This is a genomic window from Sphingomonas palmae (assembly GCF_900109565.1).
GTDB classification, from domain to species: Bacteria; Pseudomonadota; Alphaproteobacteria; order Sphingomonadales; family Sphingomonadaceae; genus Sphingomonas; species Sphingomonas palmae.
Genome location: NZ_FNZZ01000001.1, coordinates 67883 through 91266, shown reverse-complemented (window position 1 = coordinate 91266; position 23384 = coordinate 67883). Strand labels below are relative to the sequence as shown.

Annotated in this window: 25 protein-coding genes; 13 read left to right on the top strand and 12 right to left on the bottom strand. The window is 67.3% G+C overall.

Going from position 1 to position 23384, the window contains the following annotated elements; genetic code table 11:
* Window positions 1–31 precede the first annotated feature (31 nt).
* From BMW51_RS00415 to secG, 3 genes are all read right to left on the bottom strand, one after another.
* Complete coding sequence (locus BMW51_RS00415; protein WP_093002297.1) at window positions 32–247, bottom strand: hypothetical protein; 216 nt, start codon at window positions 245–247, stop codon at window positions 32–34.
* 145 nt (window positions 248–392) lie between these two features.
* A complete protein-coding gene (locus BMW51_RS00410) occupies window positions 393–2027 on the bottom strand; it encodes a CTP synthase (RefSeq protein WP_093002295.1) in 1635 nt (544 codons plus the stop codon).
* Window positions 2028–2155: 128 nt separating this feature from the next.
* Complete coding sequence (secG, locus tag BMW51_RS00405; protein WP_093002293.1) at window positions 2156–2536, bottom strand: preprotein translocase subunit SecG; 381 nt, start codon at window positions 2534–2536, stop codon at window positions 2156–2158.
* A gap of 280 nt (window positions 2537–2816) precedes the next feature.
* Here secG and BMW51_RS00400 point away from each other — a divergent pair, with 280 nt between their 5' ends.
* The 8 genes from BMW51_RS00400 (at window position 2817) to eda (ending at window position 10229) form a co-directional block, all read left to right on the top strand.
* Window positions 2817–3146 carry a MarR family transcriptional regulator gene (locus BMW51_RS00400; RefSeq protein WP_093002291.1) on the top strand — a complete coding sequence of 110 codons (330 nt, stop codon included), beginning with the start codon at window positions 2817–2819 and terminating at the stop codon, window positions 3144–3146.
* Between the two features lie 22 nt (window positions 3147–3168).
* Complete coding sequence (locus BMW51_RS00395) at window positions 3169–3531, top strand: SH3 domain-containing protein (RefSeq protein ID WP_245708212.1); 363 nt, start codon at window positions 3169–3171, stop codon at window positions 3529–3531.
* Complete coding sequence (gene argC / locus BMW51_RS00390; protein ID WP_093002289.1) at window positions 3528–4457, top strand: N-acetyl-gamma-glutamyl-phosphate reductase; 930 nt, start codon at window positions 3528–3530, stop codon at window positions 4455–4457. Before BMW51_RS00395 ends, argC begins: the two co-directional genes overlap by 4 nt.
* Window positions 4458–4535: 78 nt before the next feature.
* A complete protein-coding gene (gene zwf, locus BMW51_RS00385) occupies window positions 4536–5999 on the top strand; it encodes a glucose-6-phosphate dehydrogenase (protein WP_093002287.1) in 1464 nt (487 codons plus the stop codon).
* A 44-nt stretch (window positions 6000–6043) separates the two neighbouring features.
* Window positions 6044–6751: a 6-phosphogluconolactonase gene (pgl, locus tag BMW51_RS00380; RefSeq protein ID WP_093002285.1), complete on the top strand. Its 708-nt coding sequence runs from the start codon at window positions 6044–6046 to the stop codon at window positions 6749–6751.
* 102 nt (window positions 6752–6853) lie between these two features.
* The gene (gene edd / locus BMW51_RS00375) at window positions 6854–8665 is read left to right on the top strand and encodes a phosphogluconate dehydratase (protein WP_093002283.1); all 1812 of its coding nucleotides are present in this window, start codon (window positions 6854–6856) and stop codon (window positions 8663–8665) included.
* The gene (glk, locus tag BMW51_RS00370) at window positions 8662–9630 is read left to right on the top strand and encodes a glucokinase (RefSeq protein WP_093002281.1); all 969 of its coding nucleotides are present in this window, start codon (window positions 8662–8664) and stop codon (window positions 9628–9630) included. Before edd ends, glk begins: the two co-directional genes overlap by 4 nt.
* Entirely contained in the window at window positions 9627–10229 is a 603-nt protein-coding gene (eda, locus tag BMW51_RS00365; protein WP_093002279.1) for a bifunctional 4-hydroxy-2-oxoglutarate aldolase/2-dehydro-3-deoxy-phosphogluconate aldolase, read from the top strand. Before glk ends, eda begins: the two co-directional genes overlap by 4 nt.
* Before the next feature lie 12 nt (window positions 10230–10241).
* Here the strand turns inward: eda and BMW51_RS00360 are convergent, their stop codons facing one another.
* The 7 genes from BMW51_RS00360 to BMW51_RS00330 form a co-directional block, all read right to left on the bottom strand.
* On the bottom strand, window positions 10242–11180 hold the full coding sequence (locus tag BMW51_RS00360) for a serine hydrolase (protein ID WP_245708211.1): 939 nt from the start codon (window positions 11178–11180) through the stop codon (window positions 10242–10244).
* 375 nt (window positions 11181–11555) lie between these two features.
* Window positions 11556–12524: an endolytic transglycosylase MltG gene (gene mltG, locus BMW51_RS00355; protein WP_093002277.1), complete on the bottom strand. Its 969-nt coding sequence runs from the start codon at window positions 12522–12524 to the stop codon at window positions 11556–11558.
* A gap of 10 nt (window positions 12525–12534) precedes the next feature.
* Window positions 12535–13791 carry a beta-ketoacyl-ACP synthase II gene (fabF, locus tag BMW51_RS00350; protein WP_093002275.1) on the bottom strand — a complete coding sequence of 419 codons (1257 nt, stop codon included), beginning with the start codon at window positions 13789–13791 and terminating at the stop codon, window positions 12535–12537.
* Between the two features lie 144 nt (window positions 13792–13935).
* On the bottom strand, window positions 13936–14172 hold the full coding sequence (locus BMW51_RS00345; RefSeq protein WP_017979028.1) for an acyl carrier protein: 237 nt from the start codon (window positions 14170–14172) through the stop codon (window positions 13936–13938).
* A gap of 132 nt (window positions 14173–14304) precedes the next feature.
* Window positions 14305–15045, bottom strand: a complete 741-nt coding sequence (gene fabG / locus BMW51_RS00340; protein WP_093002273.1) for a 3-oxoacyl-[acyl-carrier-protein] reductase — start codon at window positions 15043–15045, stop codon at window positions 14305–14307.
* Window positions 15046–15067: 22 nt separating this feature from the next.
* Window positions 15068–16027, bottom strand: coding sequence for an ACP S-malonyltransferase (gene fabD, locus BMW51_RS00335; protein WP_093003710.1), 960 nt, complete (start codon window positions 16025–16027; stop codon window positions 15068–15070).
* Window positions 16028–16092: 65 nt separating this feature from the next.
* Entirely contained in the window at window positions 16093–17547 is a 1455-nt protein-coding gene (locus BMW51_RS00330) for a glycosyltransferase family 39 protein (RefSeq protein ID WP_093002271.1), read from the bottom strand.
* Window positions 17548–17753: 206 nt separating this feature from the next.
* Between BMW51_RS00330 and BMW51_RS00325 the strand changes: the two genes are divergently transcribed.
* The 4 genes from BMW51_RS00325 (at window position 17754) to rplI (ending at window position 19542) form a co-directional block, all read left to right on the top strand.
* On the top strand, window positions 17754–18113 hold the full coding sequence (locus BMW51_RS00325; protein WP_093002269.1) for an RcnB family protein: 360 nt from the start codon (window positions 17754–17756) through the stop codon (window positions 18111–18113).
* Window positions 18114–18274: 161 nt separating this feature from the next.
* On the top strand, window positions 18275–18712 hold the full coding sequence (rpsF, locus tag BMW51_RS00320) for a 30S ribosomal protein S6 (protein ID WP_093002267.1): 438 nt from the start codon (window positions 18275–18277) through the stop codon (window positions 18710–18712).
* Window positions 18712–18936: a 30S ribosomal protein S18 gene (rpsR, locus tag BMW51_RS00315; RefSeq protein WP_010163758.1), complete on the top strand. Its 225-nt coding sequence runs from the start codon at window positions 18712–18714 to the stop codon at window positions 18934–18936. Before rpsF ends, rpsR begins: the two co-directional genes overlap by 1 nt.
* A 12-nt stretch (window positions 18937–18948) precedes the next feature.
* The gene (gene rplI, locus BMW51_RS00310; protein ID WP_093002265.1) at window positions 18949–19542 is read left to right on the top strand and encodes a 50S ribosomal protein L9; all 594 of its coding nucleotides are present in this window, start codon (window positions 18949–18951) and stop codon (window positions 19540–19542) included.
* Window positions 19543–19854: 312 nt separating this feature from the next.
* On the opposite strand, the gene BMW51_RS00305 is transcribed toward rplI, so the two are convergent.
* Window positions 19855–20346, bottom strand: a complete 492-nt coding sequence (locus BMW51_RS00305; RefSeq protein WP_093002263.1) for a MarR family winged helix-turn-helix transcriptional regulator — start codon at window positions 20344–20346, stop codon at window positions 19855–19857.
* A gap of 76 nt (window positions 20347–20422) precedes the next feature.
* Window positions 20423–22192: a DNA mismatch repair endonuclease MutL gene (mutL, locus tag BMW51_RS00300; RefSeq protein WP_093002261.1), complete on the bottom strand. Its 1770-nt coding sequence runs from the start codon at window positions 22190–22192 to the stop codon at window positions 20423–20425.
* 135 nt (window positions 22193–22327) lie between these two features.
* Between mutL and BMW51_RS00295 the strand changes: the two genes are divergently transcribed.
* Window positions 22328–23368 (top strand): rod shape-determining protein, encoded by a 1041-nt coding sequence (locus BMW51_RS00295; RefSeq protein WP_093002259.1) that lies wholly within the window; start codon window positions 22328–22330, stop codon window positions 23366–23368.
* The last annotated feature ends 16 nt before the right edge of the window (window positions 23369–23384 follow it).

The following is a 23384-nucleotide window of genomic DNA, read 5'->3' as shown; positions in this document are numbered from 1 at the left end:
GGCGAACAGCCCGGGCGCCTTTATTCCATCATCAGCCGGTAATCACGCGCAGCACGGCCAGGCCGGCGGCGGTGAGTACGACGTGACCCATGAAGTGGCGCGTCAGCCCAAGATCGAACAGCAGCGACAGGATCGATCGATCGGTGTCGGGCGGGAGGAAGTGACGCGGTCCGGCCTGCCTGGCCGAGCAGATCGCCGATCGCGCGGGTTGCGGCAGGCCGGCGGCCGCCGTTGCTGCAAATGACATGGATTCGATCCCCACCGGTCCCAATGCGCCGGGTACAGCATGGCCACTGCGCCCCGATCAACCTGCCCGGTAGCACGAAGCGATGAACGACAGCTTGACCGGGACAGTCCGAACGCGCGTGAAGATCACCGACGTTGCGTCGGCGTCAGACCAGCCGGCTTTGCTTGACTGCGGCGGCGATGAAGCTGGCGAACAGCGGGTGCGGGTCGAACGGCTTTGACTTCAATTCCGGGTGGAATTGCACGCCGACGAACCACGGATGGTCGGGCCGCTCAACGATTTCGGGCAGCATGCCGTCGGGCGACAGGCCCGAGAAGACGAGCCCGCCCGCCTCGAGCCGTTCACGATAGGCGGTGTTGACCTCGTAGCGGTGGCGATGGCGCTCTTCGATCTCGTCCGCGCCGTAGACGGAGGCGACGACGCTGTTGCCGGTCAGCTTGGCGGGATAGGCACCCAGCCGCATCGTGCCGCCCAGGTCACCGTCAGCGGCGCGCTTCTCCAGCCCGCGCTCGCTCATCCATTCGGTGATGAGGCCGACGACTGGTTCGTCGGTCGGGCCGAACTCGGTCGACGACGCATGTTCGATGCCGGCCAGATCGCGCGCGCCCTCGACGCACGCCATCTGCATGCCGAAGCAGATGCCGAAATAGGGCACGCGGCGCTCGCGTGCGAAGCGGACCGACTCGATCTTGCCCTCCGCGCCGCGCGAACCGAACGCGCCGGGGACGAGGATGGCGTGGCACGGCTCGAGCTGGGCGGCGATCTCCGCCTCGTCGCCCTCGAACAATTCGGCGTCGATCCAGCGGATGTTGACCTTGACGCGGTTGGCGATCCCGCCGTGGACCAGCGCCTCGTTGAGAGACTTATAGGCGTCCTGCAGCCCGACGTACTTGCCGACGACGCCGATCGTCACCTCGCCCTCGGGATGTTCCAGCCGCTCGACGATCTCCTCCCAGCGGCTGAGGTCTGGCGCGGACGACGGCGTGATGCCGAACGCGCGCAGCACCTCCGAGTCGAGCCCTTCGCCGTGATATTGCAGCGGCACCGCGTAGATGCTCTTCGCATCGAGCGCGGGGATGACTGCGGTTTCGGGCACGTTGCAGAACAATGCGATCTTGGCGCGCTCGGACGGTGGGAGCGGCTGCTCGCAGCGGCACACCAGCACGTCGGGCTGGACGCCGAGTGCCGCCAATTCGCGCACCGAATGCTGCGTCGGCTTGGTCTTCAACTCGCCCGCCGCGGCGATGTAGGGCACCAGCGTCACGTGGATGCTGATCGCGTTGCCGCGGCCAAGCTCGTTCTTCAGCTGGCGGATCGCCTCGATGAAGGGCAGCGACTCAATATCGCCGACGGTGCCGCCGATCTCGCACAGCACGAAATCGACGTCGTCGGTCTCAGCAAGCGCGAACGCCTTGATTGCGTCGGTCACGTGCGGGATCACCTGCACCGTGGCACCTAGATAGTCGCCGCGCCGCTCACGCTCGATGATCGTCTTGTAGATGCGGCCCGAGGTGACGTTGTCCGACTGGCGCGAGGCGACGCCGGTGAAACGCTCGTAATGGCCGAGGTCGAGGTCAGTCTCAGCGCCGTCGTCGGTCACGTAGACCTCGCCGTGCTGATACGGGCTCATCGTGCCCGGATCGACGTTCAGGTAGGGATCGAACTTGCGGATGCGGACGCGGTAGCCACGCGTCTGCAACAGTGCGGCGAGGCTCGCCGCCATGAGACCCTTGCCGAGCGAGGAAACCACGCCGCCGGTGATGAAGATGAACCGCGCCATGACGATAAACGCCTAACCCTGAAATACGAACGACCACAAGCGCGCGGTCGCCCACGCGCGGCGAAAATCACGATGAACTGCTTGTCGACGCCACTCGTGGTGTCGACAGCTAGACAATCAGACGAAGCTCAGCGCGCGAGCGGCACGCCGTTGTCGGCCTGCGCCGGCGCTGCTGCAGCCGCGGCGTTGCGCGCCGCGTCGGACAATGCGTCCTGACCGGTCGGCGCAGGAGCGGCGGCGGCAGCGGGCGCGCGCCGCTGGAGCGAGGTGTCGACCGAGGTCGCGTTGCGGTTCGCCGCCAGGAACGCGAGCAGGATCGAGAGAAGAATAAAGGCGCCGGCCAGTACCGATGTCGCGCGCGTCAGGAAATCGGCGGCGCCACGTGCCGACATCAGGCCCGACGGGCTGCCGCTCGAGGTCAGGCCACCGCCCTCCGACCGCTGCATCAGGATGACCGTGACGAGCGCGGCGGCGACGATCGCGTGAATGACGAGCAGAAAGGTGAACATGGAGCGAGCGCGCACTTCTTTGGACGGGAGCGCCTTGGCGGCGCGACGCGCGGCGACATAGGCGAGAGCGCCCGCGCAATCAACCGCGGCGCCCCCTCGTCTGCCAGCGCGGCGACCCGTTTGCGCATGGCGGCGAAGGCCGGTCAATTTCATGACGTTGCTGAAACCAGTGCGTGGACAGGACGTTAAGCAAAGCAACAGAACCGGAACGACTTTCCGGGACGCGAACAATCGGGACGAGGCAGTGGCAGGTCTTATTCAGCCCGAACTTGGTCAGTGGATGAATGCGCTGGTCGATTACGTGCGGTCGGGCGAGCCCGATCTCACCAACCGTCAGATGGCATTGCTGCTGGTCGTTTATCTGCGGCCGGGTCCGCATACCGTGCGCGGATTGGCGCGCGCGCTCAACGTGTCGAAACCGGTCGTCACTCGCGCCTTGAACAGGCTGGGGACGCTCGGCTATCTGCGCCGGCAACGCGACGACAGCGACAAACGCAACATCTTTGTCGCGCGCACATCCGAAGGGGCAGATTTTCTTGAGGAGTTCGGGCAGTTCATCGGTGACGGCGACAGCCACGCCACATCCGTCAGGGCCGCAGTCAACGCCTGATCTGGCTCTGGCTGGTGGATCGATGGGCCGCACCGCCGCCGCTCATTCCGACTCCGTTTCGGCACGCGAGGCACGGCGCACCTTCGCCTTGTCGGGCCCTTCGGTCCGGCTCGATCCAACGACCAACGCCGTTCGCGCCGACATCGCCGATGTGCGACTCGCCGACCGCGTGTTCGCACCGCATTACGCCGCCCCGCTGCGTCGTACAGTGGTGCGCGACACCGGGCTTCGTGATGGTCGCGCCATTGACGGGGCGGTGATCGCGTCGCTGGCGTCCGGCTCCGCCTTCGACCTGCTCGATCTGACCGGCGGCGTCGCTTGGGGCATCGCGGTTGATGCAGGGCTGGTCGGCTACGTCGATGCGGACGACGTGGCAGCGAAGTGAGTACGTCGGTCTTCATCGACGGCGCGGTCGGCACGACAGGGTTGGAGATCCGCGAGCGACTGTCGAACCGGGCGGACGTATCGCTGCTGATCCTCGACGAGGCGCGCCGCAAGGACGCGGTCGCGCGTCGCGAAGCGCTGAACGACGCCGATGTCGTCATCCTGTGCCTGCCCGACGATGCGGCACGCGAGGCCGTGGCGATGATCAACAACGACACCACGCGCGTCATCGACGCGTCGACGGCGCATCGGGTGGCGGATGGATGGACCTACGGCTTCGCAGAGCTCGAACCCGACCAGGCTGAGCGGATCGCGCGCGCCCGCTTCGTCGCCAATCCAGGCTGCTACCCCACTGGTTTTCTGGCGCTCGTGCGTCCGCTGGTGCGCGAAGGGTTGCTGCCGGCCGACGCACTCGTGATGGTCAATGCGACCTCCGGCTATTCAGGTGGCGGCAAGTCGATGATCGCCGAGTTCGAGAGCGGTGCGGCGAACACGGCCTTCCGCCCCTACGCGCTCGCGCTCGGACACAAGCACGTGCCCGAAATGACGAGGCACGCCGGCCTGTCGCACGGCCCCGTCTTCCAGCCCGCGGTCGCCAACACCTTTCGCGGCATGGTGGTCGAAGTGCCGTTGCACCTCGCGCAGCTTGCGAACGGCGCCGATCGGCAGGCGGTCGAGCAGGCGCTGCGCGAGGCCTACGCCGGCTGCGACCTGGTGCGCGTCTCCGACACGGCGCCGGCCACCATCACGATCGAGGACGATGCGAATAGCGATCGCATGACGCTCCACGTCTTCGGCAACGACGACCTGCGCCAGCTACGCCTCGTCGCGACGCTCGACAACCTCGGCAAGGGCGCGGCGGGCGCGGCGGTGCAGAACCTGAATTTGATGGCGGGGCTGGACCCGTTGGCCGGGCTCACGCGCTAACGCCGCTGACCAACTCAACCCGCCCGTGCGGTCGCGCCTACCCGGGTGCACCGCGGGCACAACGACCACGGAGCCACCATGCAGCGCAATCCCGTCGGCAAACTCCTCCTGTTCGGCGCCACCGGCGACCTGTCGAAGCGTATGCTGCTGCCGTCGCTGTTCGGCCTTCACGCCGACGGGCTGCTGCCCGAAGGCCTGACGATCACCGGATCGGCACGCGGCGACGAGGATGACGACAGCTTTCGCGAGATCGCGCGCGCGGCACTCGACGAGTATCTGAGCGACGACCGCAAGGACAAGGAGAAGATCGCTTCCTTCCTGCAACGCCTGTCGTTCCAGCCCGCCGACCTGTCCGACGAGTCGACGTTCCAGGCGCTCGCCGACAAGATCGGTGACATCTCGGGCGGGCTCGCGATCTTTCTGTCGACCGCGCCGTCGCTGTTCGAGCCGGCGGTGAAGGGGCTGGAGAAGGTCGGCCTCGCCGGCGACACGGTGCGGATCGGGCTGGAGAAGCCGCTGGGCTACGACCTCGCCTCCAGCCGCGAGATCAACGACACCGTCGCGGCGGTCTTCCCCGAGGACCGGATCTTCCGCATCGATCACTATCTCGGCAAGGAGACGGTGCAGAACATCCTCGCGCTGCGCTTCGGCAACAGCTTCTTCGAGCCGGTGTGGAACGCGCAAGGGATCGACAACGTCCAGATCACGATCGCGGAAACGGTCGGGCTGGAGGATCGCGCCGGTTACTACGAGGGCGCGGGCGCGCTGCGCGACATGATCACCAACCACACGCTGCAACTGCTCGCGCTGATCGCGATGGAGCCGCCCGCACGCTACAGCAAGGACGACATCCGCGACGAAAAGGCCAAGGTGTTCCGCTCGCTGCGCGTGATGACGCCGACCGACGTGCCGCAAAACACGGTCACCGGCCAGTATGAGGAAGGCGCGGTCAGCAGCAAGGTCGTCAAGGGCTATGACGACGAGCTCGGCTACGACTCGGACGTTGAAACCTTCGTCGCGATCAAGGCGCACGTCGACAATTGGCGCTGGCAGGGCGTGCCCTTCTACCTGCGCACCGGCAAGCGGATGGCAAAGCGGCGCAGCGAGATCGCGATACAGTTCAAACCGGTGCCGCACTCGATGTTTTCGGGGCGAGGCGGGCTGCTGCAACCCAATACGCTCGTCATCCGCTTGCAGCCGGAAGAATATATCGAGCTGCTGGTGATGGCGAAGGAGCCCGGGCTCGACCGCGACGGCGTCCGCCTGCGCGAGGTGCCATTGAAGCTCAGCCTCGATACCGAGTTCGCGGGTCAGCGCCGCCGTATCGCCTACGAGCGGCTGCTGCTCGACCTGATCGAGGGTGACCAGACGCTGTTCGTCCGCCGCGACGAGGTGGAGGCGCAGTGGGTCTGGACCGACGCGATCCGTGCCGGCTGGGCGGCGAACGGGACCAAGCCGAAACATTATCCCGCGGGCACCTGGGGTCCGTCGGCGGCGATCGCGCTGACCGAGCGCGACGGCGTAACCTGGCAGGACGATTGAGCGCGGTACAGCCTCCTGCCCCAATTCAACACGAGTAACTGACGATGACGACCGAAATCGAATGGTGGGAATATGACGACGCGGCCGAGCTGGCCGACGCGGTCGCGGGCGACATCCAGTTCGTGATCGAGAGCGCGATCGACGCGCGCGGCTCCGCCGTGATCGCGCTGGCGGGCGGAAAGACCCCGCTGCCGGCGTACGCAAAGCTGGCTCAGGCGAAGCTCGACTGGAAGCGGGTAACGATTATCCCCAGCGACGAGCGGATCGTGCCGCTGGGCGACGCGCTGTCGAACGTCACCGCGCTCGGCAAGACGTTCATTCCGAAGGGCGCGCGCGTGATGCCGATCGTGCCCAAGGCAACCGACGACTATAAGACGGCGGGCCGCTCCGCCGACGCGCTGATGCAGGACCTGCACTGGCCGCTCGACCTGTGCGTGCTGGGCGTTGGCGGTGACGGTCATACCGCATCGATCTTTACCGGCCCCGACTATGACGAGGCGTTGAACGGCCCGCGTGAGCGCCGCGCATTGGGCGTCATGCCCGATCCGCTGCCGCCCGAGGCGCCGGTCGCGCGCGTGACGCTGAGCCGCGCCGGGATTATCACCGCGCGCGCGCTGTTGATCGCGGTGACGGGCGATGCCAAGCGCAAGGTGATCGAGGACGCGATCAGCGAGGGTGCGGGGTCGCCCTACCCGATCGGTCGCGTGCTGGCCGATGTCGAGCTGCCGGTCGACATCCACTGGGCGCCCTGACCCCGCACGCATGTGCGGCATAGACCACGTACCGCATTGTCCTGACGCCCTGAGCGACTAGAAGCGCCCTTCGACCAGCTCAGGGCAGATGGAAGTTTTCGCATGAACCCCGCCGTACAGGCTGTCACCGATCGCATCATCGCGCGCTCGCAGCCGAGCCGACGCGCCTATCTCGACCTGATCGAGCGCGAGCGCGACACCTGGATCGGCCGCCCGCGGCTCGGTTGCGCGAATCTCGCGCACGCTTATGCCGGCACGCCCGAGGATCGCGCCGCGATGCGCGACGGCGCGGGCATGAACATCGGCATCGTCACCTCGTACAACGACATGCTGTCGGCGCACGCGGTCTATTACCGCTATCCCGAACAGATGAAGGTGTGGGCGCGTGAGGTCGGGGCGACCGCACAGGTCGCAGGCGGCGTGCCCGCGATGTGCGACGGCGTGACGCAAGGCTATCCGGGGATGGAGCTGTCGCTGTTCAGCCGCGACACGATCGCGCTGTCGACCGCGGTTGCCCTCTCCCACGGCACATTCGAGGGCGCGGCGTTGCTCGGCATCTGCGACAAGATTGTGCCTGGATTGCTGATGGGGGCGTTGCGCTTCGGACATTTGCCGATGGTGATGGTGCCGGGCGGTCCGATGCCCTCCGGCCTATCGAACAAGGAAAAGGCCGCGGTGCGCGAGCGCTTCGCGGTCGGCGAGGCGGGGCGCGAGGAACTGCTGGAGGCCGAGATCGGCGCCTACCACAGCCAGGGCACCTGCACCTTCTATGGCACCGCCAACACCAATCAGATGATGATGGAGGTGATGGGCCTGCACATGCCCGGCGCCGCGTTCGTCAACCCGGGCACGAAGCTGCGGCAGGCACTGACCCGCGCGGCGGTGCATCGCCTCGCCGCGATCGGCACCGCAAGCGACAATTACCGCCCGCTCGGGCTGTGCGTCGACGAGAAGGCGATCGTCAACGCCGCAGTCGGGTTGCTCGCGACCGGCGGTTCGACCAACCACCTGCTCCACGTGCCCGCGATCGCGCGTGCGGCGGGGATCGTCATCGATTGGGAGGATTTCGACCGGCTGTCAGCCGCCGTGCCCTTGCTTGCACGCGTCTACCCCAATGGCTCCGCCGACGTGAACGCGTTCGAGGCGGCGGGCGGCATGCCCTATGTCATCGGCGAATTACTCGCGAGCGGGCACCTCCACCGCGACATCACGACGGTCGCGGGCGACGACCTGTCCGCCTACGCGAGCAAGCCCGTGCTCGACGGCGACGCGCTCGCCTGGGCACCGCCGGGTGCGAGCGGTGACGAGACAATCCTGCGCCCCGCTGCTGCACCCTTCTCGCCCGACGGTGGGATGCGTATTCTGCAGGGCAACGTCGGTCGCGCCTGCATCAAGGTGTCGGCCGTCGAGCGTGAGCGCTGGATCGTCGAGGCGCCCGCGCGCGTGTTCGACGATCAGCTAGACGTGATCGAGGCGTTCAAGTCGGGCGAACTCGACCGCGACGTGGTCGTCGTGGTCCGGTTCCAGGGTCCGCGCGCCAACGGCATGCCCGAGTTGCACAAGCTGACCCCGCCGCTCGGTGTGCTACAAAACCGCGGGCACAAGGTCGCGCTCGTCACCGACGGGCGCATGTCGGGCGCGAGCGGCAAGGTGCCGTGCGCGATCCACGTCAGCCCGGAAGCGCTCGGGGGAGGAAACATCGGCCTGATCCGCGACGGCGACGTGGTGCGCGTTGACGCGGTCGCGGGCACGCTCGACATGCTGGTCGACGCCGAGACGCTGGCTGCGCGCGAGCGGCCTGCCCCGCCGCCCGCACCGTCGGGCATGGGACGCGAGCTGTTCGGCATGTTCCGGGGACAAGCCGACGAGGCGGAAAAGGGAGCGAGTGCGATGCTGGCGGGAGCGATGCTGTGACCGAAATCGTGACGGCCGACATCGGCGGTACCAACGCGCGATTCGCGATCGCCGAGGTAGAGGGCGGCAAGGTCGTGTCGCTGGGCGATCCGGTAACGCTGCGCACCGCCGACCACGCCAGCCTGCAGACCGCGTGGCAGGCTTTCGCCGCGACGCTCAACCGCCCGATGCCCAAGGCGGCAGCACTGTCGGTCGCCTCGCCGATCACGGGCGACGTGATCCGCATGACCAATAACCCCTGGGTGATCCGTCCCTCGCTGATCCCGGAGCGGCTCGACGCCGAAATCTACACGATCATCAACGATTTCGGCGCGGTCGGCCACGCCGTGGGGCAGTTGCCGCACGAAGATTTCGAGCATCTGTGCGGTCCCGACGTGCCGCTGCCGGCGGAGGGCGTGACCACCGTCTGCGGCCCCGGAACCGGCCTGGGCGTGGCACAGGTGTTCAAGACCGGAGGCCGCTATCTCGTGCTGCCGACCGAGGGCGGGCACATGGACTATGCCCCGCTCGATCCCATCGAGGACGCGATCCTCAAGCGCCTGCGCCGGACCTTCACGCGCGTATCGACCGAACGGATCGTCGCGGGTCCCGGAATCGTCGCGATCTACGAGACACTCGCGAGCCTCGAGGGGCGCGCAATCCGCGAGCGCACCGATAAGGAAATCTGGACCGACGCGCTCGACGGCGACGACTCGCTCGCGCTCGCTGCGCTTGACCGTTTCTGCCTGGCGCTCGGCGCCGTGGCGGGCGATCTGGCGCTCGCGCATGGTGCCAAGGGCGTCGTGATCGCGGGCGGGCTGGGTCTGCGCATCAAGGACAAGCTGCTCCGCTCCGGCTTCGACCAGCGTTTCGTTGCCAAGGGGCGGTTCCAACAGTTGATGGCCGCGATCCCGGTCAAGCTCATCACCCATCCCCAGCCCGGCCTGTTCGGCGCCGCGGCCGCTTTCGCGCAGGAGCACACATGAACATTCAGGACATCATGCAGACTGCGCCGGTCATCCCGGTGCTGGTGATCCACGACGCCGCGCAGGCACGTCCGCTCGCCGAGGCGCTGGTCGCGGGCGGTTTGCGCGTGCTCGAAGTGACGCTGCGCACCCCCGCCGCGCTCGATGCGATCCGCGAGATGAAGCAGGTGCCGCGCGCGATCGTCGGCGCGGGCACGGTCGTGTCGCCCGATCAGTTCGACCAGGCGGTGGACGCCGGCGCGGAGTTCATCGTCTCGCCGGGGCTGTCGCATCGCCTCAGCGAGCGGATCATCGACAGTAAGCTGCCCTATCTGCCCGGCGTCGCGACCGCGGGCGACATCATGCGCGGCCTCGACCTGGGCCTGACCCACTTCAAGTTCTTTCCGGCCGAGACATCGGGCGGGGTCAAGGCATTGAAGGCGCTCGCCGCACCCTTCTACCAGTGCAAGTTCTGCCCGACCGGCGGGATCAGCGCAAAGAATGCGCCTGACTGGCTCGCGCTCGATCCCGTGCTCTGCGTCGGCGGCAGCTGGGTGACCGAGGGCACGATGCCCGAGGTGATCGAGCGCGCGAAGAAGGCCGCGGCGCTGAAGGGCTGAGCCGCCCGCCGCCTAACGGGCGGCGTTCGCAACGATCGCGCGCGTGACATTGCCCATCAACCGCATGCGCGTGGGGATCGGCTGGTGTGTGCTCGCGATCATCACCGCGACCGCGTAGCGGTGACCGTCGGGTGCGACGAGCAGCCCGACATCGTTGTAGCCGGTCGACCAGCTGTTCAGGTCCTGACCCGTCCCGGTCTTGTGCGCCAGCGTCCAGCCGGGTCGCAGGCCTGACTTGAGCCGCAGCGGCCCGGTCTTGCTCGACCGCATCAGCGTCAGCAGCGACGCGGTCGACCGTGGCGTGAGCAACTTGCCTTCCGCCAGCAGCGACAGCCCCAAGGTCACGCCGTTCGCCGATGCGCCGTCCATCGGTGCCGCCAGGTAGCGCCGCAGCGCCTTCGCACGCGCTTCGTACGTCATCGCCGCGCGGGCCTGCAGGAAACCCCAGCCGCCGGCCCATTTCGGTTTCCATTCCAACCCTGCGGTGCGTGCCTGCAACTTGCGCTCACCGGGGCCAAACTTCACCCCGTCGATGCCCTTCTCTCGCAGCATGCGGTTGATCGCGGACGGGCCACCCACCTTCCACAGCAGCACGTCGTTGCAGGTGTTGTCGCTGCGCGTCATCGCGCCGCGCAGCAGCGCGCCGATCGTGGTCGTGTAGCCATTCTTGCCGACCAGCGCGCGTATGGGCTGGTGAAACAGCGTGAGGTCCGACCGCCTGACCGTTACCCGATCAGCGAGCGACAAGCGCCCGTGCTCCACCGCGTCCATGACCGCGATCGCGACCCACAATTTGCTGACGCTCTGTTGCGGGCGGGCGCGGTCACCTTCCCACGCGACCACCCAGCCTTCGTCGATGTTGCGCACGCTGATACCCACCGCACCCTTGAAGCCGCGACCCAGCGCCTGCACCGCGTTGACGAGGCGCGCGGACGGCTGCGAGCGCGACACAGGCCGATCAGGTCGCGCGAGTGACGGAGCCGGTGCGTCCTCAGGAGGTGTCGACTGCACCGTGATCGGCACTGCCGCGGCAGGGGCGGCGGGTGGACGGCCAGCGGGGACACAGGCGGATAGAATGGTCGTGCCGGCCACGAGGCAGGCACAGCGAAACGGCAGGTTCAACGGCAACGATGCTTCCCTTTTGCCGCCTTCTACCGGCTAGGCGCGTGCGCGGCACCCTTGCTCGCCGTACCAGAGGCTCGGTTCGACGCGGCACGCGCTCAGCGTTGCAAGATCAACGTTTTAGCAGAAGAGCTTACGACCGTGCGGCATCACAAATCGCACTTGATCAGATGCTTGGAGGAACGTGCTCCGAAGTCCGCGCGATCACATTTCGCCGCGAGCGCGACGGATCGCGTACCACTTCTTCACGTTCGCGTTATGCTCGGCCAGCGTGTCGGCGAAAACGTGCCCGCCGGTGCCGTCCGCCACGAAATACAGCGCCTTGGTATGCGCCGGGTCGAGCACCGCGTCGATCGACAGCCGCCCCGGGTTGGCGATCGGCCCGACCGGTAGACCGGGTGACGCATAAGTGTTGTAGCCGTTCTTCGCGCGCAGCTCGGACTGGCGGATACGCCGACCCAGCGGACGTCCCTTCGTGATCGGATAGATGACGGTCGGGTCGGCCTGCAGCGGCATGCCGATCCGCAGTCGGTTGGAATAAACGGCGGCGACCATCCGCCGCTCGGACGGCTTGCCCGTCTCCTTTTCTACGACGGATGCGAGGATCACTGCCTGTTCGGGTGTCTTCGCGACGGTGGTGGGGCGCCGCTTGGCCCAGGCCTGCGCCACGTAGCGTTTCATCGCCGCCTGCATCCGCGCCAGCACCGCCGCACGCGTCTCGTCCCGCTCGAACGAGTAACCGTCGGGCAGAACCGATCCTTCGGCGGGCACAGCGACGCTGCCGGTCAGCGCAGGCGCTGTCATCAGCTTGTCGCGCACCATCACCGATGGCAGCCCCTCGGGGATCACGACCAGCCGCTGCACCGCCTTGCCGCCCTGCAAGATCGACAGGATGGTCGACTCGCTCGCACCGGCAGGGATCGCGAACTCGCCCGCCTTGATCGATCCCGAACCGCCGAACAGCCGCGCGCGCAGCCGGAAGCGCGAGGCCGAGCGGATCGCCCCCGCCTTCTCCAGCTGCTCCGCCGCGCTCGCCAGGCTAGAGCCTTGCGCGATCTCGACGTTCATCGGCTTGGCGGCCGGGCCGCTGCCCGACCAGCCGAGCAGCACCCACGCGCCCGCCACGATGATGACCAGCCCGGCGATCAGCGCCAGACAACCGGGACGGCGCATCGATGCTATCTCAGATCGCCTTCATCACGAGCGACGCGTTCGTTCCGCCAAACCCGAAGCTGTTGTTGAGTACCGCGCGCACCTCACGCTTCTTGGCCACGAGCGGAACGAGGTCGACGCCCTCGGTACCCTCGTCGGGATTGTGGAGGTTGAGCGTCGGCGGCACAACCTGGTCGCGCAGCGCCAGAATGCAGAAGATGCTCTCCACTGCACCGGCCCCGCCGAGCAGGTGGCCGATCGCCGACTTGGTGCTCGACATCGACGCACCCGACAGATCGTCGCCGAAAACGCGCTTGGCCGCCGCCAGCTCGATCGTATCCGCCATCGTGGAGGTGCCGTGCGCGTTGATGTAATCGATGTCGGCAGGCTCCATGCCCGCCTTGCGCAGCGCCATGCGCATGGCATTCTCCGCGCCCTTCCCTTCGGGATGCGGCGCGGTCACGTGATAGGCGTCGCCCGACAGACCGTAGCCGACGACCTCGGCATAGATCTTCGCGCCGCGTGCCTTGGCATGCTCGTACTCCTCCAGCACAACGACGCCCGCGCCCTCGCCCATCACGAAGCCGTCGCGGTCCTTGTCGTAAGGACGGCTCGCCTCAGTCGGGCGGTCGTTCATGCTCATGTTGAGCGCGCGCGCCTGCGCGAAGCCGGCGACGCCGAGTGGGTTGACCGTGCTCTCAGCACCGCCCGCCAGCATGATGTCGGCATCGTCGTCGCGGATCATGCGAGCGGCGTCGCCGATCGAGTGCGCGCCGGTCGAGCAGGCGGTGACGACCGCGTGGTTCGGCCCCATCAGCCCGTATTTGATCGACACCTGCCCGCTGATCAGGTTGATCAGCCGACCGTGAACGAAGTGCGGGCTTACGCGCCCCGGGCCGCGCTCGTGCAGGTTGATCGACTCGATCTCAATTCCTGGCAGTCCGCCGATGCCCGACCCAATCGAGACGCCGGCGCGCAGCTTGGTCGCCTCGTCCATCTCGGTCAGCCCGGCATCCTCCAGCGCCTGACCGGCGGCGTCGATGCCGTAGATGATGAAGGGATCGACCTGACGCTGGATCTTGTGATCGACACGCTGGTCAGGATCGAAGCCGTATTCGTGATCCTTGGGCTTCACCTCGCAGGCGATCTGGCACTTCTGGTTCGACGCGTCGAAGCGCGTGATCGGCCCGGCGCCCGACTTGCCGGCGATGAGGTTGGCCCAGGCGGTTTCCACGTCCGCGCCGAGCGGCGTGACGAGGCCCAGACCGGTGACGACGACGCGACGCATAGGCATTCCTTCTTCACCCCCGCCGACGCGAGCGCTGACGCGCGCGGGTGCTTTCAAACTGAAACGGCTCCCCGCCCTCTGGCCGAGGAAGGGGAGCCGCTCAACATCTCGACTCTCCGGGTTAGGGGATCAGCCCCTTGTCCCTTAAGCCTTGTGCTCGTCGATGTAGGTGATCGCGTCCTTGACGGTCGTGATCTTCTCGGCGGCGTCGTCGGGGATCTCGACCCCGAATTCTTCCTCGAACGCCATCACCAGCTCGACGATATCGAGGCTGTCCGCGCCCAGATCGTCGATGAAGCTGGCATCCTCGGTCACCTTGTCGGCTTCGACGCCCAGGTGCTCGACGACGATCTTCTTCACGCGGTCGGCAGTCTCGCTCATGGTATTCCCTCTTCTTCTTGGGGGGTCAGTAACTTCCTGAACGCAGGTAGAACGGGGAGCGTTTCGTGACAAGTGCGACGTTTACCGGCCACCTGCACCACGTCGCCGCAATCCCCGTCATCGCGTTCCGCGTCACACCATCGCCATGCCGCCATTGACGTGCAACGTCTGGCCGGTGACGTAGCCCGCCTCCCTTGACGCGAGATAGACGATCGCGGCGGCGATGTCTTCGCCGGTGCCCAGGTCGCCATTGGGAATGCGGCCGAGAAGCGCGCTCTTCTGCGCATCGGGCAGCACGTCGGTCATCGCCGAGCGGATAAAGCCCGGCGCGACGCAATTGACCGTGATGTTCCGGCTGGCAAGCTCCTGCGCCAGCGCCTTCGACATGCCGACCAGCCCGGCTTTCGACGCGGCATAGTTCGCCTGCCCCGGATTGCCGGTCTGGCCTACCACCGAGGTGATCGAGACGACGCGGCCGAAACGCTGCTTCATCATTGGCTTGGCCGCCGCGCGGATCAGGCGAAACGCGGCCTCAAGGTTGACACGGATCACCGTGTCCCATTCCTCGTCCTTCATCCGCATCGCCAGATTGTCACGCGTGACGCCGGCGTTGTTGACGAGGATGTCGAGCCGCCCGCCCAGCGCCTGCACCGCCGCGGGCACGAGCCCGTCGACCGAGGAAGCGTCGGACAGGTTGGCGGGCACTGCGACGTGGTCGCCGTCCAGCGTGGCGCGGAATGCCTCCAGTTTGTCGGCGTTCGAGCCCGATACCGCCAATCGCGCGCCCTGCGCCGCGAGTCCGCGCGCGATCGCCGAGCCGATCCCGCCCGAGGCGCCGGTGACCAGCGCGGTCATGCCTGAAAGATCGAACATGCTTCTTCTCCTCAGCCGGGTGTCAGAGCGATTTAGTCACCGCTTCGACGTCGTCCATCGTCACCACGCTGGTAACGGTCGCGTCGGGAACGATGCGCTTGACCATCGGGCCGAGCACCTTGCCGCCGAACTCGACGAACTCGGTCACGCCCGCGTCTGCCATTGCGAGCACCGACTCGCGCCAACGTACGCGGCCGGTCACCTGCTCAACCAGCAGGCGGCGGATCGCGCCGGGGTCAGCTACCGCGGCGGCATCGACATTGGCAAAGACGGGAAAGAGCGGCGCGCGCAGGTCGGCCTCGGCGAGCGCCGCCTCCATCGCGGTCGCAGCGTCGGCCATCAGCGCGCAGTGGAACGGTGCCGACACGGGCAGCAGCACCGCGCGTTTCGCCCCCATTTCCTTCGCTAACGCGACCGCGCGCTCGACCGCGGCACGGTGGCCGGAGATTACAACCTGGCTCGGATCGTTATCGTTGGCGACGGTGCAGACCAGCTCCGCGCCGCCCTCCGCCAGGATAGAGTCGACCGCGGCGCCCGCGATCACGCCCGCCTTCTCGACATCGGCACCGAGCAGTGCCGCCATCGCGCCCTCGCCGACTGGAACCGCTGCCTGCATCGCACGCCCGCGCAGCTTCAGCAGCCGCGCAGTGGTGGCAAGGTCGAGCGCCTCGGCCGCGCACAAGGCGCTATATTCGCCGAGCGAGTGACCCGCGACATAGTCCGCCTTGTCGGCCAGCCGCACGCCGCCTTCTTGGGTGAGCACGCGCAAGGTCGCGATCGCGTTCGCCATGATCGCGGGCTGCGCATTCTCGGTGAGGGTGAGGTCGTCCGCCGGCCCTTCCCACATCACACGGCTCAGATGCTGGCCGAGCGCGTCGTCGACCTCCTCGAACACCGCGCGCGCGACCGGCGACGCGTCGCTGAGCGCTTTGCCCATGCCGACGGCCTGGCTGCCCTGCCCGGGAAAAATGAATGCGCGCATCGCCCTCTCCATGCGTGAAGGGCTGCGCTGCTAGGCGGGCAGGCGAAAGCGGTCAACGGCTCGGGTCAATCGGGGCGGCGGACCAGCACGGCCTCCGGGCTCGGCGCGAACATTCGTCGGGCGATAGCGTGCGGGACCAGCGGCTCCAGTCCTAGCGCCCGAAAAATCGCCCCCACCTTTGTCGCCGGCGATGGATAGCGCGCCACAACCTGCCCCGCTGGCGCGTGCTCCGCATCCGCAATCTCGAGCCCGCCCGGCCGCGCAGGTGCGTAGCGCAGGTTCTCGCGGCCCGCGTAGAGCATCGGAATCAAGGCGCGGCGGACCGTCTGCGGATCGGCCGCGATCAGCTCGCGCGGATGCTGCCCCGACGCCTCGACCATCGCCTCCATCACCCAGCGCGGGTGCGCGTTGCCGACGCCCATCAGCAGAAGGTTGCTCCCCACGATTGCGGCGAGCAGTAGCATGCGCCAGCGCGGCGACAAGCCCGCCGCCCAGATCGCGACGATCACCACCGCCGCGAGTGCGGGCAGCGTGAAGTAGCGCGGGTTGAGCACCAGCTTTCCGTAGAGCACCGCGACGAGCAGGAACATGGCGCCCGCCATCGCGCTCAGCACCACCATTCGTCCGCGCTGCCCGACCGGCACCATCCGCCACGCACCAAGGGCGAGCGCCGCACCCGCCGCCCAGAACAGCAGCCCGAAATCGTCATTGACCAGCAGCACCAGCAGCGGGTCGATCGGCGGCCACAGCAACAAATTGCCTTCCATGTTCGCGGCGCGGTCGATGTGGTCGTCGTGATTGAACGCGATCGTGTAGCGGCGCAGTGGATCGCCGGTCAGCGCCCATTGGTACAGTGCTTCGCCACCCAGCACGACCGCGACACCAACGCCGACCGCGACCAGCACCCCGCGCGGCACTGGACGCCCCAGTAGGAACAGCGGCACCAGCCCGACGAGCGGCAAGACACTCGTCTCTCGGCACAGCACCGCCACCCCGAACGCGACGCCGGCAGCGACACCGCGCACATAACCGGCACGATCCGCCCGCGCGCCGCCCAGCAGGGTGATGCCGAGGATCAGCGCCGCCGCCTCGATCAGATCGACCGACACCGTGGTCGCGTGGCTGACGATCACCGGCAGCGTCGCGGTGAGCAGTGCGGCGATCCAACCGCTGCGCGCGCCCGCGACCTTGCCGGCGAACATGCCCGTGACGGCAACGACGCAGGCGTAAAAAATCATCGCGGTCACTGCGAAGGCCGCGAACCCCTGCCCCATCAAGCGCAGCATCGCGGCAAAGGTGATCGTCAGCGGAAAACGAGTCGTCCAGTGATTGTCGCCCGGAAAAGGCGGCTGCGTCATCACCTTCATCGCGCCCTGCCAGTAGAGCGAATCGTCCGACGCCTCGAACCCGATCCAGCCGATCCACAGCGCGAGCGCTGCACATCCGAGTAGCAGTAGCAGCCACGGCAGCGTTCGCGTCCGGTCCGCGGCGTCAGCGCGAAAAGTGTGGTGCATCTTCATGCGCGCGAGCCTAGCGTACCGCCGCTTGCGATTTGGTTGAAGCGCTTCGCATCGGCGTGTTTCTGTCGCCTCGTTCAGCAACGAGGCCTTTTCGCGACACTTTGCGACCAAATCGCGCTGCGACCGACACGGGAACGCGACACGCGCTTCCTAATTTAACTCTCGACGGCGGGTGACGCCGCCGCAGATCAACGGGAGCCAAGATCATGTTCAAGAAGATCATCCTTTCCGCCATTTCCGCTTCGGTTGCGCTGACGCCGATCGTCGCTGCCTCCGCCGAAGCGCAGACCCGCACCGTCACCACGGTGAAGGAGCGTCGCAACGGTACGGTCGTGCAGCGCACGGTGACGACACGGCAGAACAATGCACGCAACTGGCGCGCCGGTCAGCGCTTCGATCGCCGCTACGCGCCCAATTACCGGGTGATTGACTATCGCCAGTATCGCGGCCGCGGCCTCTACGCGCCGCCGCGCGGCTATCGCTGGGTGCGTTCGGGTCGTGACGCGGTGCTGGTCGCGGATCGCGGCGGAACGGTCCGCACAGTGGTGACGCGGATCTACCGCTGAGCCTCACCACCCTTGCGCCGGACGCGGTGATCCGGCATAGGGCATGACGCTTCGGGCGGGACGGTTCATCCGTCCCGCCCTTCGCTTGTTCGAAGACGACAGCCGGAGGGGCGGTGCGCATGGGGCGTCCGTCAGCGATCGGCCAACATAGAAGGTAGCACATGGCTCTCTACGAGCACGTGTTCCTTGCGCGCCAGGATCTGGCACAGGCGCAGGTGGACACGCTGGCCGAAAACGCCAGCAAGATCGTGACCGACCACGGTGGTCGCGTCGTGAAGACCGAGAATTGGGGTCTGCGCAGCCTCGCGTACCGCATCGCGAAGAACCGCAAGGCGCACTACGTGATGCTCGAGATCGACGCACCCGGCGAGACTGTCGCCGAGATCGAGCGTCAGGCCGGCATCAACGAAGACATCATCCGCTACATGACCGTCCGCGTCGACGAGCTGGAGCAGGGTCCGACCGTCATGATGCGCAAGCAGGAGCGCGACCGTGAGCGTCGTGCTGACCGCGGTGAGCGCGGCGATCGTGGTGATCGTGGCGAGCGTGGTGGCGACCGCGGCGATCGTGGCCCCCGCCGTGAGGAGGAGTTCGCGTAATGGCCCGTCCGTTTTTCCGCCGTCGCAAGTCGTGCCCGTTCAGCGCCAAGGATGCGCCCCGGATCGACTACAAGGACGTCCGTCTGCTCCAGGGCTTCGTGTCCGAGCGCGGCAAGATCGTGCCGTCGCGCATCACCAGCGTGTCGGCCAAGAAGCAGCGTGAGCTCGCGCAGGCGATCAAGCGTTCGCGTCACCTGGGCCTGCTGCCCTACATCGTGAAGTAAGGAGTAGCAGACATGGACGTCATTCTGCTCGAGCGCGTCGAGAAGCTCGGCGCCATCGGCGACGTGGTGAAGGTGAAGGACGGGTTCGCCCGCAACTTCCTGCTCCCGCGCAAGAAGGCGCTGCGCGCCAACGAAGCGAACCGCAAGGTGTTCGAGGCCAACCGCGCCCGCATCGAGGCCGACAACGCGGCACGCCGCGGCGACGCCGAGAAGGAAGCCGGTTCGTTCAAGGACGCGCAGGTCACGCTGATCCGCCAGTCGTCGAACACCGGTCAGCTCTACGGCTCGGTCGCGGTGCGCGATCTGGTCGAGGCGCTGGTCGCCGAGGGCTACAAGGTTTCCAAGAGCCAAGTCGTGCTCGATCGTCCGATCAAGGCGATCGGCCTGTACGACGTCAAGGTGCAGCTGCACCCCGAGGTCGTGGTGAACGTCAAGGTCAATGTCGCGCGCTCGCCCGAAGAGGCCGAGATGCAGGCATCGGGCGTCGACGTCATGCAGCAGGTCTTCGAGGAAGGTCGCGACCAGGGCGGCTTCGTCGAGGCGTACGACCCGAACGCGGAGCCCGGCGCGACTGCCGAGGTCCAGCAGGAGCAGGCGCAGGGCTGATACCCTCGCCGCTTCGGCAACAAAAAAGGCCGCTCGGGCAACCGGGCGGCCTTTTTCGTTTCGTAGTGAAGCGCGCCGTTACGGGTTCATCAGAACCGCGGTGACCACGGCCGAGAACGGGATCAGCGCCATCATGACGGGGAAGAACTGCTTCATGACTTTACCCTGCAACAACGTGTCGCGCGATAGAATGCACGAGGCGATTTAGGGTTTCCCAAAGATTAACAGACGCGTCGTCCCGAGATGACGCAGTCCGGACGCTAATGTGCTGCCCGAGCTGCGTACCCTTGTTCGAAGCGCTGCGTTATCGCGTTAGAGGCCCTGCACCGCGCGGAACTGCACGCGCGCTTCTTCCCCCATGAGATGCTGCATCACGATCCACGCGCCGGTGACCGCGTCCGGACCCGCGGCGGTATAAGCCCGTGCGACATTGTCGTGCAGCTCGTCGAAGATCGCCTTTTCCAGCTTGGCGCCCTCCGGCGTCAGCATCATCAGCCGCTGCCGCCGGTCGCGCGCGCCGGCGTGCTGCTCCATCAGCCCCTTGGTGATCAGCTGCTTGGCGACGCGGCCGAACGATTGCTTGGTGATGCCGAGGATCGCGAGCAGCGCGGTGACGTTGATCCCCGGCTGGCGCGCGACGAAATACATGATCCGATGATGCGCGCGCCCGAGCCCGAGCGCCGCCAGCGTCTCGTCGGCGTGGCGCAGGTGGCGCGTGTTGCTGAAGAACAGCAGGTCCATGCCCCCGCGAATCGTCTCTTCGCGCAGGATCTGGTCGCGGGGCGGCATCACGATATCGCTCATGGATGGGAGTGATGCCGTAGTAATTTATGTTACGCCATAGGCAGAATGCACCATATGCCGTCCTGATTTCGGGCGGTCAGCGTCGGCCGAACAGCTTTTCGATATCGCCGTGGGCGAGCTTCACCCAGGTTGGGCGCCCGTGATTGCACTGCCCGGAATGCGGCGTCGCCTCCATTTCACGCAGCAATGCGTTCATCTCCGCGACCGACAGCACGCGCCCCGCACGCACCGATCCGTGACACGCCATCGTGCCAGCGACCGCGTCTAGTCGTTCGCGCAAGCTCAGCGCCTCGTCGAACGCCGCCAGCTCGTCGGCAAGATCGGTCACCAGCCCGCTCGGGTCGGCGCTGCCAAGCAGCGCCGGCGTCGCCCGCACCAGCATCGCGCGTGGACCGAAGCGCTCCAGCTCCAACCCCAGTTCGGCGAGCTCACCGGCACGCGCCTCCAGCCGGTCGCACGCCGGCTCCTCCAACTCGACCACCTCAGGGAGCAGCAACGCCTGGCTCGCCACGGTGCCGCCGGCCAGCGCGCGCCGCATCCGTTCGAGCACCAGCCGCTCGTGCGCTGCGTGCTGGTCGACCAGCACCAGTCCGTCGGCGGCTTCCGCCACGATGTAGGTCTTGCTCACCTGCCCGCGCGCGACGCCGAGCGGGTGCTCACCAGTCTCGGGCGGCGTTCCCCAGGCAGGCTCGGCGCGTGCCTGCGGCGGCGCGCTGATAAAGGTGGGGCGATAGTCGTTCAGGTAGCTTTGGCCGGACGGTCGTTCGAGCAGACTCGCCTGGCCGTCGTGCATCGGAATGGCCGCGAGCGGTTCCGGTCGCCACATCGCGAGCGCGTCCTCGCTCGGCCGCTGCACTGCGCGGTGACCGGCGGCATCCAGCGCGCGGCGCAGGCCCGACACGATGGTGCCGCGGATCATCGCCGGATCGCGAAAGCGCACCTCGGTCTTGGCCGGGTGAACGTTCACGTCGACCAGATCGGCGGGCAGGTCGAGAAACAGCGCCACCACGGCGTGCCGATCACGCGGCATCATCTCGGCATAGGCACCCCGAAGCGCACCGAGCAGCAGCCTGTCCTTCACGGGCCGACCGTTGACGAAAAGATATTGGTGATCCGCCACCCCGCGGTGAAAGGTCGGCAGCCCCGCGACGCCCCCCAGCACCACCTCGTCGCGAACGAAGTCGATCGCCACCGCATTGTCGGCGAGCGCGCGATCGGTCAGCGCGGCGACGCGCTCGGGCCGATCGTGCTGCGCCGGCACCGACAGCGTGCGGCGCGCGTCGTGCTCGACCGCGAAGGCGATCTCGGGTCGCGCGAGCGCCAGCCGGCGCACGACGTCGAGGCAGGCGGCATATTCGGCGCGCGTGCTGCGCAGGAACTTGCGCCGTGCCGGCACGCGAGCGAACAGCCCCTCGACCACCACGCGCGTCCCCGGCGGTAGTGCGGCCGGGCCCTCGCGCACCACCGCGCCATTGTCGACCACGCGTGCCCAACCTTCCGCACCCGCCGGCCGACTCTCGATCGTCACGCGCGCGACGCTCGCGATCGAGGGCAGTGCCTCGCCGCGGAAACCGAGCGTCTCGACCCGGTCGATGTCCTCGTGCGGCAGCTTGGAGGTAGCGTGGCGTTCAAGCGCCAGCGCGATCTCGGCCGGCGCCATGCCACAGCCGTCGTCCGCCACCGCAATCCGTTCCACACCGCCCGCGGACAGCTCCACCGCGATGCGCGTCGCACCGGCGTCGATCGCGTTCTCGACCAATTCCTTCAACGCACTGGCCGGTCTTTCCACCACTTCACCGGCAGCGATACGGTTGACCAAATGCTCGGGTAGACGACGTATTGACACCGCGAAGTCCCTAGCCCAAGCGACGCCATCCCGCGACCCGAAAGATGCACACGCGAAGGCCCCCTGACGCGGCTTCGACGGGCGCGACACAGGCAAGAACCGCCGACCAACGGCGCCACACGGAACGCATCTCACATGGTCTTCTCGCGCTTGTTCAAGATGTCCTCGCACGACATGGCGATCGATCTCGGAACGGCGAACACCGTCGTCTACGTCCGCGGCCGCGGCATCGTGCTCAACGAACCGTCGGTCGTCGCGGTGGAGACGATCAACGGACAGAAGCGCGTCAAGGCGGTCGGCGACGACGCGAAGCTGATGATGGGCAAGACGCCCGGCACGATCGAGGCGATCCGCCCGCTTCGCGATGGCGTGATCGCCGACATCGACGTTGCCGAGCAGATGATCAAATATTTCATCGAGAAGGTGCACGGACAGCGCCGCTTCATGCGCTGGCCCGAGATCGTGATCTGCGTCCCCTCGGGCTCGACCAAGGTGGAGCGCCGCGCGATCCGCGACGCGGCGCAGAACGCGGGCGCGAGCCAGGTGTGGCTGATCGAGGAGCCGATGGCGGCGGCGATCGGCGCCGACATGCCGGTGACCGAGCCGGTCGGCAGCATGGTGGTCGACATCGGCGGCGGCACGACCGAGGTCGCGGTGCTCTCGCTTCGCGGTCTCGCCTACACGACTTCAGTCCGCGTCGGCGGCGACAAGATGGACGAGGCGATCGTCTCCTACGTGCGCCGCAATCACAATCTCCTGATCGGCGAAGCGACCGCCGAGCGGATCAAGCAGGAGCTCGGCTGCGCGAAGCCGCCCGCGGACGGCATCGGCAAGAAGGTCTTCATCAAGGGCCGCGACCTCGTCAACGGCGTGCCCAAGGAGATCGAGATCAACCAGGCGCAGATCGCGGAAGCGGTCAGCGAGCCGGTCGCGACGATCGTCGACGGCGTGCGCATCGCGCTGGAGAATACCGCGCCCGAGCTCGCCGCCGATATCGTCGATCAGGGCATCGTGCTGACCGGCGGCGGCGCGCTGCTGCAGGGCTTGGACGAGGTGCTGCGCGACGAGACCGGGCTGCCGGTCACGATCGCCGACGATCCGCTGATCTGCGTCGCGATCGGCACCGGCCGCGCGCTGGAGGATCCGATGTTCCGCGCCGTGCTCCAGAACGGCTGATCGGACCCGCATCGAC

Coding starts and splice junctions, on each gene's coding strand:
- BMW51_RS00415 (WP_093002297.1), bottom strand. CDS start 247: ATGTCATTTGCAGCAACGGCGGCCGCCGGCCTGCCGCAACCCGCGCGA.
- BMW51_RS00410 (WP_093002295.1), bottom strand. CDS start 2,027: ATGGCGCGGTTCATCTTCATCACCGGCGGCGTGGTTTCCTCGCTCGGC.
- secG (WP_093002293.1), bottom strand. CDS start 2,536: ATGTTCACCTTTCTGCTCGTCATTCACGCGATCGTCGCCGCCGCGCTC.
- BMW51_RS00400 (WP_093002291.1), top strand. CDS start 2,817: ATGAATGCGCTGGTCGATTACGTGCGGTCGGGCGAGCCCGATCTCACC.
- BMW51_RS00395 (WP_245708212.1), top strand. CDS start 3,169: ATGGGCCGCACCGCCGCCGCTCATTCCGACTCCGTTTCGGCACGCGAG.
- zwf (WP_093002287.1), top strand. CDS start 4,536: ATGCAGCGCAATCCCGTCGGCAAACTCCTCCTGTTCGGCGCCACCGGC.
- pgl (WP_093002285.1), top strand. CDS start 6,044: ATGACGACCGAAATCGAATGGTGGGAATATGACGACGCGGCCGAGCTG.
- edd (WP_093002283.1), top strand. CDS start 6,854: ATGAACCCCGCCGTACAGGCTGTCACCGATCGCATCATCGCGCGCTCG.
- eda (WP_093002279.1), top strand. CDS start 9,627: ATGAACATTCAGGACATCATGCAGACTGCGCCGGTCATCCCGGTGCTG.
- mltG (WP_093002277.1), bottom strand. CDS start 12,524: ATGCGCCGTCCCGGTTGTCTGGCGCTGATCGCCGGGCTGGTCATCATC.
- fabF (WP_093002275.1), bottom strand. CDS start 13,791: ATGCGTCGCGTCGTCGTCACCGGTCTGGGCCTCGTCACGCCGCTCGGC.
- BMW51_RS00345 (WP_017979028.1), bottom strand. CDS start 14,172: ATGAGCGAGACTGCCGACCGCGTGAAGAAGATCGTCGTCGAGCACCTG.
- fabG (WP_093002273.1), bottom strand. CDS start 15,045: ATGTTCGATCTTTCAGGCATGACCGCGCTGGTCACCGGCGCCTCGGGC.
- fabD (WP_093003710.1), bottom strand. CDS start 16,027: ATGCGCGCATTCATTTTTCCCGGGCAGGGCAGCCAGGCCGTCGGCATG.
- BMW51_RS00330 (WP_093002271.1), bottom strand. CDS start 17,547: ATGAAGATGCACCACACTTTTCGCGCTGACGCCGCGGACCGGACGCGA.
- BMW51_RS00325 (WP_093002269.1), top strand. CDS start 17,754: ATGTTCAAGAAGATCATCCTTTCCGCCATTTCCGCTTCGGTTGCGCTG.
- rpsF (WP_093002267.1), top strand. CDS start 18,275: ATGGCTCTCTACGAGCACGTGTTCCTTGCGCGCCAGGATCTGGCACAG.
- rpsR (WP_010163758.1), top strand. CDS start 18,712: ATGGCCCGTCCGTTTTTCCGCCGTCGCAAGTCGTGCCCGTTCAGCGCC.
- rplI (WP_093002265.1), top strand. CDS start 18,949: ATGGACGTCATTCTGCTCGAGCGCGTCGAGAAGCTCGGCGCCATCGGC.
- BMW51_RS00305 (WP_093002263.1), bottom strand. CDS start 20,346: ATGAGCGATATCGTGATGCCGCCCCGCGACCAGATCCTGCGCGAAGAG.
- BMW51_RS00295 (WP_093002259.1), top strand. CDS start 22,328: ATGGTCTTCTCGCGCTTGTTCAAGATGTCCTCGCACGACATGGCGATC.